The following is a 13162-nucleotide window of genomic DNA, read 5'->3' as shown; positions in this document are numbered from 1 at the left end:
AAATGTTATCATAAAACTCATATGACTATTATCAAGCCTTTTAAAGGAATTGTTTACAATCCTGAAAAAATAAATGAGGACGATGTTATGTGTCCTCCTTATGATATCATTTCTGATGAACTCAAAGAGACTCTCTATAATAAAAGCCCTTATAACATAGTAAGAATTGATTATGGAAAAAATTCACCTGATGTAGATAAATACTCTCTTGCAAAACAGTATTTAAATAAATGGCTGGAAGAGGGTATCCTTATTCAGGAAAAAGAACCCTGTTTTTACGGTTATGAAATTCATTATTCATATAAAAATAAAAAGAAAATATTAAGAGGTATCATAGGTACTGTAAAAATTGAAGAGTTTGGCAAAGGAATTTATCCCCATGAACAGACTTATTCAAAACCTAAGACAGATAGGCTAAATCTTATGAAAGCCTGTATGGCAAATACTTCTCTGATATTTTCCATATATCGCTCAAAAGAAAGAATAACATCTCAAATATTGGAAAAATTAAAAACTCCTTATCTTCAAGCAAGAGATTTAAATGGAAATATTCATAGATTATTCAAAATCAAAGAACCCGCTCAGATTAATAAAATAGTGGAAGAGTTTAAAAATAAACCCATCTTTATTGCTGATGGGCATCATAGATATGAAGTTGCTCTTGAGTTTAAAAAACAGATGAATGAACTTTATCCAGAACAAAAAGATTCTCCCTGGAATTATGTGCTTATGTTTTTAACCAATATTGAAGATGATGGTTATCTTATTTTACCAACTCATAGACTTTTAAGCACTTCTTTACCAGTCAAAGAGCAACTTGAGAACCAAAATGATCTTTTTCATTTATTTGAATTCAATAAAGATGAGGATATACAGGAAGTAATTGAAAAAATGGGACCCAAAAATATTGGAGTATATTTAAAAGATAACAAATTTTATATTCTTCAATACAAAGGACCATGCCTTGATTATTTACCTGAGGAGTTAAGATATTTTGATGTTAACATCTTGGAAGAAGTAATTCTAAAAAAAATGTTTCCTCAAAGAGAAGTCTGTTATGATATAGACATTGAAAAAGGCATAAAAATGGTTCAAGAAGGTAAATGTGATGCAATTTTTATTCTCAGAGCAACAAAAGTAGAGGAAATAGAACGAGTTGCACTTGCAGGTCTAAGAATGCCTCCTAAATCAACATATTTCTACCCAAAACTTCTTACAGGAATGGTTATAAACAGTTTTAAAGAAAATTTTAAGTAGGAGGTAAGTATGTCCTTAAGAGTTGCAATCAATGGATTTGGAAGGATTGGGAGACTTTTTTTCCGTGCTTGTTATGGTTATCCAGATATTGAAGTTATTGCAATCAATGACCTTACCGATGCATACACCCTTTCGCATTTGCTTAAATATGACTCTGTTCATGGAAAGTTCAGAGGTGCTGTAAAAGCTCAAGATAATTATATTATGGTTGATGACAAAGAAATTCAGATCTTTGCTGAAACTTCTCCTGAAAGACTTCCTTGGGAAGATTTAGAAATTGACATTGTAATTGAATCAACAGGAAGATTTACAGATAGAGCCGGTGCTTCGCGTCATTTGCAGGCTGGAGCAAAATGGGTAATAATTACAGCACCTGCTAAAGAAGAAGATATCACTGTTGTTATGGGAGTTAATCATCATATGATTGACCCTTCTCAGCACAGAATAATTTCCAATGCTTCATGCACCACAAACTGTCTTGCTCCTGTAGCTAAGGTGCTACACGAAAATTTTGGAATTGAAAGAGGTTTCGCAACAACTATTCATTCCTATACAAATGATCAGAGAATTCTTGACCTTCCTCATAAAGACTTACGAAGGGCAAGAGCTGCTGCCATGTCAATGATTCCCACTACAACTGGTGCTGCAAAAGCTGTTGCAAAAGTACTCCCAGAACTTAAAGGAAAACTTGATGGATTGGCAATAAGGGTACCAACTCCTAATGTATCTATGGTTGATTTTGTAGTTCAACTAAGTCAAAATGTAAATGAAATAGATATCAATGAAGCATTGAAAAAAAGTTCTGAAGAACTCCTTAAGGGCATTCTCTATTATATTGAAGAACCTCTGGTTTCAATTGATTTTAACGGCTCTCCTTACTCTTCAATTGTTGACGGACTTCTTACAAAAGTCATAGAAGGCAGACTGGTAAAAGTAATATCATGGTATGACAATGAATATGGATACAGCTGCAGGGTTAGGGACCTTGTTCTTTATTTAATGGAAAAAATTTAAGGAGGTCAAAATGACACCTTTTAATAATTCTTTTGACAAAATGACAATTGAAGACTTACCTATAAAATCAAAAAGGGTCTTTATAAGAGCTGATTTTAATGTGCCCCTTGATGCAAATTTAGTAATAACTGATGACAGACGTATTCGTTCCACACTACCAACTATAAACTACGCCATTGACGAAGGAGCAAAAATAATTCTTGCTTCACATCTTGGAAGACCGAAAGGAAAGGTTGATCCCAAGTTTTCACTATCTCCTGTTGCAAGAAGACTTCAAAGGCTTCTTAACAAAGAAGTAATTTTCGCCCCTGACTGTATTGGACCTCAGGTTGAACAGCTTGTTTCAAAAATGAAAGAGGGAGATGTCATTCTCCTTGAAAATCTAAGGTTTCACATGGAAGAAGAAAAAAATGATGAAAAGTTTGCAAAAGCTCTTGCATCTTTAGCAGATTTTTATGTAAACGATGCTTTTGGAGCATCGCATAGGGCACATGCTTCAATTGTTGGCATACCGAAATTTATTCCTTCAGCCGCTGGATTTTTACTTAAAAAAGAAATTGAATATCTAAAAGGAGCTGTAGAATCTCCTATAAGACCTTTTGTGGTAATACTGGGAGGTGCTAAGGTTGGAGGGAAGATTGGAGTATTGGAAAATCTTGCAGACAAAGCAGATAAAGTAATAGTTGGTGGAGGAATGGCTTTTACATTTATAAAAGCTATGGGATACGAGGTTGGTAACTCCCTTGTTGAGTCCGATATGATAGATTTTGCTATAAAAATAATGGAAAAACTTCGCGCAAACAGGGTTAAATTTTATCTTCCTGTAGATGTTGTGATTGCTCAAAGCATAGACACAGGAGCAGAAACTAAGATAGTTCCTGTACAGGAAATACCTCAGGGCTGGCGAGGGCTTGATATAGGACCTGCTTCAGTAAAGCTTTTTACAGAGGCTTTACATGATGCAAAAACTATTTTATGGAATGGACCAATGGGAGTTTTTGAAATAGACGCATTTTCAAGAGGTACATTCGCGATTGCCCATGCAGTTGCTGATTCTTATGCATTTACAATAGTAGGTGGTGGAGATACAGACTATGCAGTGCATAAAGCAGGAGTGAGTGATTCCATTTCATTTATATCAACGGGTGGTGGTGCTGCTTTACAATTACTTGAAGGGAAAGAATTACCAGGACTTGCAGTGTTACCTTCTAAAAAGAAAGATTAATAAAAAGAAAGAGGGGAGTCATCGTGTATGACTATCCCCTCTTTTTCAAAAGCTTTTTTGATATGCTTTGGAAGATAAAACATAGATGTATGACTATCCATATCGTAAAATTTTAAACTTTCTCCCACAGAATTGAGTTTCTCATTTATTCTATTTACATACTCATCAGGATTAATTTTTTTAGAAACAAGAACAAATCCCCATGGAGCAAAAAAAGAAGGCACATAGGTAATATAGGGTCTAACATATGGAAATACCTGTTTAAGAGTAGAAACAATTGAAACAAAAACCCTTAAGTTATTTACAGAAGCAGAAGCAGATTGCGTAACCATCATGCCTTTTTCTGTGAGAGCTTCTTTTACTTTTTCATAGAACTCCTTAGTATAGAGCAGATAAGCAGGTCCTCCTTCTGCTGGTTCAGGTAAATCTATTATTATTACATCAAAATAGTTTTTTGTTTTTTCAATATAAGACCTTGCATCATCTATAACCAACCTGACCCTCGGATCGTCAAAAGCACCGCTATTCCATTCTGGAAGATATTGTTTAGCAATTGTAATAACTGATTCATCAAGCTCTACCATGACGACTTCATTAACAGGATGTTTCAATACCTCTCTCAAAGTAGCTCCCTCTCCACCGCCTGCTATGAGCACCTTGTCTACAGATTCACTTAGAAGCATAACAGGATGAACCAATGCTTCATGATAAATAAATTCATCAACCTCAGAAGACTGCATTTTACCATCAAGAAGAAGACATCTGCCAAGATTACCAAAATGGACTATTTCAATCCTCTGATAAGGAGAGTTCTCACTATATATTATCTCCTTAAGAGAATGAAATATAATCTCATCCTCAGATGTTTGCTCAATATACCACTTGCAATTCTTCATGACATACCTTATGAGGTAGTTTCTCGTTTCTATGAGAAATTATACCTCTTTTCATCTCAACTATTGAGGGAACTTTGCACTCAAATGCTTCTATAATATATTGAGCTGCAATCTCTGGCTTTATGGTTTCTCCGCAGGTAAATACATCCACTGCAGCAAAACCATATTCTGGCCATGTATGAATGGTCAGATGAGACTCCGCAATAACAACAACCCCACTGATACCAAATGGATTAAATTCATGGAAATTAACACTAATGATTGTTGCATTTGCTTTTTTTGCGGCATCTACCAGAATGTTTTTGACACTTTCGAGATCTTTGAGGATCTCAGGATTGCAATTTTTTAATTCAATTAAAAGATGGGTCCCTAAAGCATACAATTTTCGACCTCCTCCCACAGAGATGAAAACAGGGACAAAGCCCCTGCAAACTTTATATATTACTGTAAAAAAAATTTTTTTGTCAAACAAATTTTTACTCTCTAAAATTATCAATTACGATAAGCTGAATTGAGCAATTTTTAGAGATTTAATATTGCCAGAGATTTTTAAATTATCTGAATATTGTCAATTAAAGCCATCTCAAGCATAGGAAAAGGATATTTAGATAATGTTACTGCTTGGTAACGTATTAAATAAAATAATGTTACTACTTGGTAACAATAGTAAAATTTTGCCTTTGATTTTTGTTCATTTTTTGTTTGGTATGTATTTTGCTGTTGTTTTTTATTAACATGTCTATAATGCCAATAATGGTATATGATGTTCTTGCAATCTTCTTAGTAGCAAAGGAGTGATAAATTGGAAATTGCGTTATCTCACAATATATTGATTTTAAGGAGATTGCAAGAGGCTGACAGTCTTTAAATTTTTTAAATGAAAGGAGGTGAGAAATTAGTTTTATTTTAGTTTTATTTTTTTCTTTCCTTAAAAATTTTTAGAAAGGAGGTTGAAGTATGGCAGAGCAAAAAAAAGGTGTTAGCGAAGATTGGTTGGCGTTTTGGTTAGCGATCGTTATATTTCTCATTTCTCTCTTGGCTTATACAGGCACTGACCCGCTTGGCTGGGTTGTAAGCACAAAGGAATGGACTGACTCAAGTAAAGCAATAGCTCCAACTGGAAAGATTTATCAATCTGTTAAAGGAGAAATTACAAAGATTGATGGCAACAAACTCACAATTAAAAAGGCTGATGGTAAAGAGGAAACTGTCACAGTTAAAGACCCTACACCTTATAAAGTAGGTGATACTTATGAAAAGAAAGGACTTTCAGGGTTTGCTTCTTTAGTGTTAACCTACATCTTTATGGCGGTTGTTTTCACAATTGGTGCTGCTTTGATGCGAGCAAATTTAGTGAAGTTCAATATCGGTTTCTTCTTTGTTTTCTGGCTTAGCTATCTGTGTTGGTTTATAGGTCACTATGCCTATTTTGCAGCAACAGATGCCAAGAAAGCAGGAATTCCATGGTCTCTGAAACTAACAGGAGAAGGTGGTTTTATATTTGCTCTCCTACTTGGACTTATTGTCGGAAACTTCTTTAGACCCTTTGCTAAATTCATAGGTGAAGCCCTTAAACCAGAGTTTTACATTAAAACAGCAATTGGTTTAATGGGAGCTCTTCTTGGATTAAAATCAGCACAGGCATTCGGACTTGCCTCAGCGGTTTTATTCAGAGGTCTTTGCGCTATAGTGGAGGCATATCTTATTTACTGGGCACTTGTCTATTTCATAGCAAGAAAATGGTTTAAGTTTAGTAAAGAATGGGCAGCTCCGCTTGCATCAGGAATTTCAATTTGCGGTGTTTCTGCTGCAATAGCAACAGGTGGAGCAATTAAGGCAAGGCCTGTAGTTCCAATTATGGTTTCCTCTCTTGTTGTTATATTTGCTGTTGTTGAGCTCATAATTCTCCCATTCTTTGCACAGGCATTCCTCTGGAAAGAACCAATGGTTGCTGGTGCATGGATGGGACTTGCTGTTAAAACAGATGGTGCAGCTTTTGCATCAGGTGCGGTTGTTGATGCACTTGTGAGGGCAAAGGCTGAGACAGCAGCTGGAATTAAGTACGAACCAGGATGGATGCTCATGGCAGCATCAACAACAAAGCTCTTCATAGATATCTTTATCAGTATATGGGCATTTATTCTTGCCTACATCTGGTGTGCAAAGATTGAGTGCAAACCTGGTGAAAGAGTAAGTGCTACAGAAATATGGAGAAGATTTCCAAAATTTGTAATGGCATATGCTGTTACTTTCATAGTAATACTGCTTATCTCTGCTCCTCATGCACCAAAGATTCAACCTGTAGAAGCTCAGATCAATAAAATAAAGAAAGAAATTACAGCAACAGAGAAACAGCTTACCACAGTAACAGACCCTGCTCAGCAGGCAACGCTAACAGCAAAGATAGATGAAAAGAAAAATAAAATTAAAGAACTTGAAGCTTCAATCAAGGATTCTAAAAAAGTTATTTCAGATACAAATGTTGCAACAGCAGGAACAAATGCTCTGAGAGTGCTTTTCTTCTTAATAACATTCTTCACAATCGGTGTAATGTCTGACTTCAGAAAACTTTGGGAAGAGGGAATTGGCAGACTTGCTCTTGTTTATCTGATATGTCTATTCGGATTCATACTCTGGATTGGTTTGGTAATTTCTTACATATTCTTCCACGGAGTAAAACCTCCGATAATAACAGGATAAAGGAGGTATGCTATGGTAGATGAAGCAAAACTCAAAGAAGAACTTGAAAAAATGGAGGCAGAGTATGAGCCTTTGCTTCCTATTGAAAAGAAGCTTATAATCTGGAGCATAGGACTTGGTATAGGTTTACTTTTTGTCCTTGTCTGGGTAAGCTACACTTTCTTCCCTGCATCACACTGATAATAAAAAAACGGGAGGGCAGTCCCTCCCGTTTTTTTATACCTTTTATAAAATTCAGTAAAACTTTACGAAGTGAAACTCTCCCCATTTTTCACGGAGACTCTTCGGGACATTGTCCCTCAGAGTGACGACGTAGGCAACATTCCGAGGAGCACGAGCGACAAGGAATCTACTCCATTTTTTTATTGAACCAAAGAGAGATTCTTCATACCCATTGAAAGTGCTCGGAGTAACAAAAGAAAAAGGAAACCTCGGCTTACAGGATGACCCTTTCGGATCAAATTCGTCAGGGTTATTGAGACCCATCGGAATAACCTTTAGTGATTGAAGCGTATCGATTCTATAATCTATTGATTTTCTAAATTTAGGTTTTTGAATTTTTGAATGGTCTATAAGTAAAAGGGAGAGGTTGTTGCTCTCCCTTTTACTTATTTAGTATATGCTGTTATCTTGGTATAAGTTTTGTAGCAAGCTGAATTCTTATTGTTGCTCTTTCCAAAGCTGCTTGTGCCCTGGCAAGATCAATATCTGTCTCACCAGCCTGAGCCTTACGAAGTCTTTCCTCTGCACGTGCTAAAGCTGCTTTTGCTCTTTCTACATCAATCTCTTCAACTCTCTCAGCACTTCCAACCAATACCAGAACTCTATCATTTAGCACTTCGCAGTATCCTCTATTAACAAAAAGATAATGCATCTGCCCATCTTTTTTATATGAAAGAGAGCCAATTCTTATAGCTGTCATAAAGGCACAATGCCCTGGAAATACTCCAAAATCTCCTTCCGCGCCTGTAGTATAAACCTCATCAACTTCTTCGTTTATTACTTCTCCATAGGGAGTTATAACTTCTAACTTCAATTTGTTTTCCATTCTCCACTCCTTTTAATTAAACCTGTCTTGTGTATCCCATCTTCTTAGCTTTCTCCTCAACTTCCTCAATTGGTCCAACCATGTAGAATGCCTGCTCTGGCAGGTCATCATATTTTCCATCAAGAATTGCTTTGAATCCTTTTATTGTATCTTCAAGTTTTACATATTTTCCGGGAGTTCCTGTAAATGTTTCTGCAACATGGAATGGCTGGCTTAGAAATCTCTGAAGCTTTCTTGCTCTTGCAACAGTGAGCTTATCATCTTCTGAAAGCTCTTCTATACCGAGAATTGCTATAATGTCTTGCAACTCTTTGTATCTCTGGAGTACTGACTGAACACCTCTTGCAACCTGATAATGCTCGTCACCAACTACTCTTGGATCAAGAATTCGGCTTGTAGAATCAAGCGGGTCAACAGCAGGATAAATACCAAGCTCTGCAATCTGACGGGAAAGAACGACTGTACCGTCAAGGTGAGCAAAAACTGCTGCAACTGCAGGGTCTGTTAAGTCATCTGCAGGAACGTAAATTGCCTGCATGGATGTAATAGAGCCTTTTGCTGTTGTGGTTATTCTTTCCTGCAAAGCACCCATTTCTGTTGAAAGCGTTGGCTGATAACCAACTGCGGATGGCATTCTTCCAAGAAGTGCGGAAACTTCGCTACCAGCAAGGGTGTATCTAAAGATGTTATCTATGAATATGAGAACGTCCTGTCCTTGATCTCTGAAGTATTCTGCAACTGTCAAAGCTGTAAGAGCAATTCTTGCCCTAACACCAGGTGGCTCATTCATCTGTCCATAAACAAGCGCAACCTGTGGCAAAACTCCAGAATGCTTCATTTCAAGATAAAGGTCATTTCCTTCACGGGTTCTTTCTCCAACACCTGCAAAAACAGAAACACCACCATGCTTCATAGCGATGTTGTGAATCATTTCCATAATAATAACCGTCTTACCAACGCCTGCTCCACCGAACATTCCCATTTTTCCACCTCTAACAAAGGGGACAAGAAGGTCAAAAACTTTAACGCCTGTCTCAAACTGCTGGGTAGTTGGAGATTGTTCGGTAAATTCAGGAGCTGATATATGAATTGGATATTTATCCTGTGCCTGAATTGGTCCCATCTCATCAACAGGTTCACCAATAACATTTATAATCCTTCCAAGAACAGGTTTACCAACAGGAACTGTAATTGGCGCACCTGTATCAACTACTTTCATTCCTCTGACAAGTCCATCTGTTGAACCCATAGCAATTGTTCTAACTCTATTTTCTCCAAGATGCATTGCAACTTCCAGTGTTAAATGAAGCTCTGGAATACCCTTAGCAGGATCGCCAGGTTCCTCTATTTTCAGAGCATTCAAAACTTCCGGTAGCTGCCCTTCAAACTCGCAGTCAACAACTGTTCCGATAACCTGTACTACTTTACCTACGTTCATAATTTTTAAACCTCCTTTTATTCTTTTTTAAAATTTTTATCCTTCACTTTGTTTTAAAGCTTCTACGCCACCAACTATATCCATAAGCTCTTTTGTAATTGATGCCTGTCTGACCTTGTTGGCTATTAAAGTGGTCTTTTTTATCAACTCGTCACAGTTCTTTGTTGCATTGTCCATTGCAGTCATTCTTGCTGCTTCTTCCGCTGCTTGCGATTCCAAGAGTGCTCTATAAATCTGGATTTCTATATAAATTGGAAGAAGCATTGCAAACAATTCAGGTGCTCTCGGCTCATATGTAAATGGAATAAATACTGGCTGTTCCGAAGGCTCAGAAGCTATTCTTCCCACTGGTAGAATTCTATTAATTACAACCCTTTGAGCTATTACAGACTTAAATTCGTTATAGATAACTACTACCTCATCCACAGCTTCACTTACATATGAGTTAATCATTTCCTGTGTTATCATCTGAGCATGAGCATATTGAAGTTTTCCTGAAATTCCTGTCCATATATTTTTTAACGGAATTTCTCTTCTTTTAAAATAATCTCTTGCTTTTCTGCCAACAACTGAAATTGTAACATTCAAGCCTTCTTTTTTTAGGCGGTCTATTTCTTTTGCTGCAACTCTCAATATATTTGTATTAAAAGCTCCACAAAGTCCTTTGTCAGATGTAATAACCAGTACTTCTACATTCTTTATAGGTCTTCTTAAAAGCAATGGCGGAACATCACCTCTTGTCTCAACTGCTCCAGCCAGATCAGATAAAACCTGTTGCATTTTGGTAGCATAAGGTCTATACCTAAGCATGCTATCCTGAACTTTACGGAGCTTGGCTGCTGCCACCATCTTCATGGCAGAGGTAATCTTTTTTGTTCCCTGTATTGCTTTTATTTTTTTCCTTATATCTCTTAATGTTGGCATTTAACTGCTCCTCTACCTTCAGATTTTATTATTAAGGCTGAAAAGTCTTCTTAAACTCTAAGATAGCATCAGTAATTTTCTGTTTCAATGTATCATCAAGTTCTTTCTTTTCCCTGATTTCCTTTCTGATGTCTTCTTTCTGGCTTCTAATGAAGCTTAAGAATCCCTGTTCAAAAGCTTTAATAGCAGAAACTGGTAAATCATCAAGATGTCCTTGAGTTCCAGCAAATATAAGCATTATCTGGTCTTCTACAGGCATTGGAACATATTGATCCTGCTTAAGCAGTTCAACCATTCTCTGTCCTCTTTCAAGAAGTGCTCTTGTTGCTTTATCAAGGTCTGCAGCAAACTGAGCAAATGCTGCAAGCTCTCTGTATTGTGCAAGGTCAAGTCTTAGCATACCCGCAACTTGTTTCATTGCTTTGATCTGTGCTGCTCCACCGACACGGCTAACTGAAAGACCGACGTTAATAGCAGGACGAACACCTGCATAGAAAAGCTCTGGCTCAAGATATATCTGACCATCTGTAATGGAAATAACGTTTGTTGGAATATATCCAGAAACGTCACCTGCCTGGGTTTCAATAACAGGCAATGCAGTAAGTGAACCTCCGCCCTCTGCATCTGAGAGTTTTGCTGCTCTTTCAAGCAATCTTGAGTGGAGATAGAAAACGTCACCAGGATAAGCTTCTCTTCCTGGTGGTCTTCTTAAAATCAATGAAACCTGTCTATAAGCATAAGCCTGTTTTGTAAGGTCATCATAACATACCAATGCATGCATTCCTTTATCTCTGAAATATTCACCCATTGCGCAGCCAACATAAGGAGCAAGATACTGCATGGATGCAGGCTCAGAAGCGGTTGCTGCAACAACTATTGTGTGGTCCATTGCACCATATTTTTTCAGAGTTTCAACAACCTGAACTACGCTCTGACGTCTCTGACCGCAGGCAACATATATACATATACAGTTCTGACCTTTTTGATTTATTATCGTGTCAAGCAAAATAGCTGTTTTACCTGTTTGACGGTCACCAATAACAAGCTCTCTCTGTCCTCTACCTATAGGAATCATTGCATCTATTGCCTTAAGACCTGTTTGAAGAGGTTCTTTAACAGGCTGACGTTTAATAATTCCTGGAGCAATAACGTCAACCTTTCTTGAAGTCTTTGCATTAATTGGACCTTTACCATCAATTGGAATACCGATTGCATTAACTACTCTTCCAATGAGTTCCTCTCCAACAGGTGTTTCCATAACTCTTCCAGTTCTCTTAACAAGGTCTCCCTCTTTAACAAGCCTATCATCACCAAAAAGAATAGCACCTACATTGTCCTCTTCAAGGTTAAGAGCCATTCCATAAACACCATTTGGAAGCTCTAACATTTCAGAGGCCATGCAGTTATCTAATCCATAGATTCTCGCAACTCCGTCACCGATAGAGGTAACTATTCCCACTTCGCTGACATCAGCTTTCTTCTCGAAGTCAGCAATCTGCTTTTTAAGGTACTCGCTAATTTCTTCCATCTTAAGTTCCATAGTTTTTCACCCCTTTATAAGCTTATCTCTTAAAAGACCCAACTGGCCTTTTATACTCAAATCATACATTGTGCTTCCAACTTTAACTCTTACTCCACCTATTAATGAAGGATCAATCTCATATTGCAATTCCACATCTCTGCCTGTAATTGCCTTAAGTGATTCAACAATCTTTTGCTTGATATTTTCGGGAAGTTCTACTGCTGAGGTTACAATTCCCTTAACCTTCTTCTTAGCTTCCAGATAGAGCGCATTAATGTATCTTACAATCTCACCCAAACCTATCAGCACCCCTTCAATACTAAGAAAGTTTAGGAATTTCTTTGTTTCTTCTGGAAGCCCTAATTTTTCACAAAGATAACCAATGACTCCAACTCTCTCTTCGTCCTTAAAAGAAGGTGAAGTAAGCATATTCCTGAACTGCTTTTCCTTCTGCATAAGCATTACAACTGTTTCCAACTTAGAGACAATTTCTGGTACCTGGTCAATATTCACCAGGCTTAAAAATTGTTTAGCATATTTTTTTGCCTTTGCACCTCTTACCTTTCTCAATTTTTCCGCCCCTCTATTATTTTTATTGATTCCTGAAGAAGCTTTTCCTGCTCTTCAGGAGTTATTTTCTCCTTTAATTTCTGCTCACTTAACTGAATTGCAAGCTCAGCAGCCTCAAGCCTCAAAGCATCCTTAGCCATCTTCACTTCAAACTCTATGTTTGTCTTTGCCTGCTCAAGAATTTTCTCTTTTAATTTTTCACTCTCTTGAACAATCTGTATTTTTTCCTGCTCACCAATCTTCTTAGCTGTATCTAAAATATCTTGCACTTCTTTATCTTTTAATTTAAGCTTTTCTTCTACCTCTTGAAGTGCTTTTTGAGCAAGTTCCTTAGCTTCCTGTGACTCACGAATGCTCTTTTCAATTAACTCTTTTCTCTGTGCAAAATAATTTTTGATAGGTTTGCCTAAAAATTTAACAATTATAAAAACCAGTATAGCAAAGTTGATTACCTTAAATGCCCAATCTTTTAAGTCGCCTCCTGCATGTTCTGCTTCTGCTGCCATTGCTGAAGATGCAATCATTACTATCATCATGAATATTAAAAGCATTTTCCCTTTCATGTCCC

13 protein-coding genes are annotated in these 13162 nt (G+C 37.1%); 5 read left to right on the top strand and 8 right to left on the bottom strand.

Features of this window, described 5'->3' with window-relative positions:
• The first annotated feature begins 21 nt into the window (after positions 1-21).
• The 3 genes from THEYE_RS01235 to THEYE_RS01225 are packed head-to-tail and all read left to right on the top strand — an operon-like array spanning position 22 to position 3496.
• Positions 22-1257: a DUF1015 domain-containing protein gene (locus tag THEYE_RS01235; RefSeq protein ID WP_012545699.1), complete on the top strand. Its 1236-nt coding sequence runs from the start codon at positions 22-24 to the stop codon at positions 1255-1257.
• 9 nt (positions 1258-1266) lie between these two features.
• Positions 1267-2271: a type I glyceraldehyde-3-phosphate dehydrogenase gene (gene gap / locus THEYE_RS01230; protein WP_012546818.1), complete on the top strand. Its 1005-nt coding sequence runs from the start codon at positions 1267-1269 to the stop codon at positions 2269-2271.
• A gap of 10 nt (positions 2272-2281) precedes the next feature.
• Positions 2282-3496, top strand: coding sequence for a phosphoglycerate kinase (locus THEYE_RS01225; RefSeq protein ID WP_012545367.1), 1215 nt, complete (start codon positions 2282-2284; stop codon positions 3494-3496).
• Here THEYE_RS01225 and speE read toward each other — a convergent pair.
• Positions 3493-4392 carry a polyamine aminopropyltransferase gene (gene speE, locus THEYE_RS01220; protein WP_012546275.1) on the bottom strand — a complete coding sequence of 300 codons (900 nt, stop codon included), beginning with the start codon at positions 4390-4392 and terminating at the stop codon, positions 3493-3495. The two genes, THEYE_RS01225 and speE, sit on opposite strands and share 4 nt — an antisense overlap.
• On the bottom strand, positions 4367-4774 hold the full coding sequence (gene speD, locus THEYE_RS01215) for an adenosylmethionine decarboxylase (RefSeq protein ID WP_012545906.1): 408 nt from the start codon (positions 4772-4774) through the stop codon (positions 4367-4369). The genes speE and speD overlap by 26 nt, the downstream gene beginning before the upstream one ends.
• A 575-nt stretch (positions 4775-5349) precedes the next feature.
• Here speD and THEYE_RS01210 point away from each other — a divergent pair.
• Positions 5350-7092, top strand: a complete 1743-nt coding sequence (locus THEYE_RS01210; RefSeq protein ID WP_012546525.1) for a putative sulfate exporter family transporter — start codon at positions 5350-5352, stop codon at positions 7090-7092.
• A 12-nt stretch (positions 7093-7104) separates the two neighbouring features.
• Entirely contained in the window at positions 7105-7272 is a 168-nt protein-coding gene (locus tag THEYE_RS10365; RefSeq protein ID WP_012546079.1) for a hypothetical protein, read from the top strand.
• Positions 7273-7717: 445 nt separating this feature from the next.
• Here THEYE_RS10365 and THEYE_RS01205 read toward each other — a convergent pair whose 3' ends face one another.
• The 6 genes from THEYE_RS01205 to atpF are packed head-to-tail and all read right to left on the bottom strand — an operon-like array spanning position 7718 to position 13157.
• Positions 7718-8140, bottom strand: a complete 423-nt coding sequence (locus THEYE_RS01205; protein ID WP_012545870.1) for a F0F1 ATP synthase subunit epsilon — start codon at positions 8138-8140, stop codon at positions 7718-7720.
• 16 nt (positions 8141-8156) lie between these two features.
• Positions 8157-9578: a F0F1 ATP synthase subunit beta gene (gene atpD / locus THEYE_RS01200; RefSeq protein WP_012546293.1), complete on the bottom strand. Its 1422-nt coding sequence runs from the start codon at positions 9576-9578 to the stop codon at positions 8157-8159.
• A 36-nt stretch (positions 9579-9614) separates the two neighbouring features.
• A complete protein-coding gene (atpG, locus tag THEYE_RS01195) occupies positions 9615-10502 on the bottom strand; it encodes an ATP synthase F1 subunit gamma (protein WP_012544924.1) in 888 nt (295 codons plus the stop codon).
• 31 nt (positions 10503-10533) lie between these two features.
• Positions 10534-12042, bottom strand: a complete 1509-nt coding sequence (atpA, locus tag THEYE_RS01190) for a F0F1 ATP synthase subunit alpha (protein ID WP_012545369.1) — start codon at positions 12040-12042, stop codon at positions 10534-10536.
• Between the two features lie 6 nt (positions 12043-12048).
• The gene (gene atpH / locus THEYE_RS01185) at positions 12049-12594 is read right to left on the bottom strand and encodes an ATP synthase F1 subunit delta (protein WP_012546284.1); all 546 of its coding nucleotides are present in this window, start codon (positions 12592-12594) and stop codon (positions 12049-12051) included.
• On the bottom strand, positions 12591-13157 hold the full coding sequence (gene atpF, locus THEYE_RS01180; RefSeq protein WP_012545851.1) for a F0F1 ATP synthase subunit B: 567 nt from the start codon (positions 13155-13157) through the stop codon (positions 12591-12593). Before atpF ends, atpH begins: the two co-directional genes overlap by 4 nt.
• Positions 13158-13162 lie beyond the last annotated feature (5 nt).

This window comes from Thermodesulfovibrio yellowstonii DSM 11347 (assembly GCF_000020985.1).
In the GTDB taxonomy this organism is placed as follows: domain Bacteria; phylum Nitrospirota; class Thermodesulfovibrionia; order Thermodesulfovibrionales; family Thermodesulfovibrionaceae; genus Thermodesulfovibrio; species Thermodesulfovibrio yellowstonii.
This window is presented reverse-complemented; position numbering and strand designations above follow the sequence as displayed.

Excerpts from the sequence above, each read along its gene's own strand:
- atpF (WP_012545851.1), bottom strand. The coding sequence starts at position 13,157 with ATGAAAGGGAAAATGCTTTTAATATTCATGATGATAGTAATGATTGCA.
- atpG (WP_012544924.1), bottom strand. The coding sequence starts at position 10,502 with ATGCCAACATTAAGAGATATAAGGAAAAAAATAAAAGCAATACAGGGA.
- THEYE_RS01205 (WP_012545870.1), bottom strand. The coding sequence starts at position 8,140 with ATGGAAAACAAATTGAAGTTAGAAGTTATAACTCCCTATGGAGAAGTA.
- THEYE_RS01225 (WP_012545367.1), top strand. The coding sequence starts at position 2,282 with ATGACACCTTTTAATAATTCTTTTGACAAAATGACAATTGAAGACTTA.
- gap (WP_012546818.1), top strand. The coding sequence starts at position 1,267 with ATGTCCTTAAGAGTTGCAATCAATGGATTTGGAAGGATTGGGAGACTT.
- THEYE_RS01210 (WP_012546525.1), top strand. The coding sequence starts at position 5,350 with ATGGCAGAGCAAAAAAAAGGTGTTAGCGAAGATTGGTTGGCGTTTTGG.
- THEYE_RS10365 (WP_012546079.1), top strand. The coding sequence starts at position 7,105 with ATGGTAGATGAAGCAAAACTCAAAGAAGAACTTGAAAAAATGGAGGCA.
- speE (WP_012546275.1), bottom strand. The coding sequence starts at position 4,392 with ATGAAGAATTGCAAGTGGTATATTGAGCAAACATCTGAGGATGAGATT.
- atpA (WP_012545369.1), bottom strand. The coding sequence starts at position 12,042 with ATGGAACTTAAGATGGAAGAAATTAGCGAGTACCTTAAAAAGCAGATT.
- atpD (WP_012546293.1), bottom strand. The coding sequence starts at position 9,578 with ATGAACGTAGGTAAAGTAGTACAGGTTATCGGAACAGTTGTTGACTGC.
- THEYE_RS01235 (WP_012545699.1), top strand. The coding sequence starts at position 22 with ATGACTATTATCAAGCCTTTTAAAGGAATTGTTTACAATCCTGAAAAA.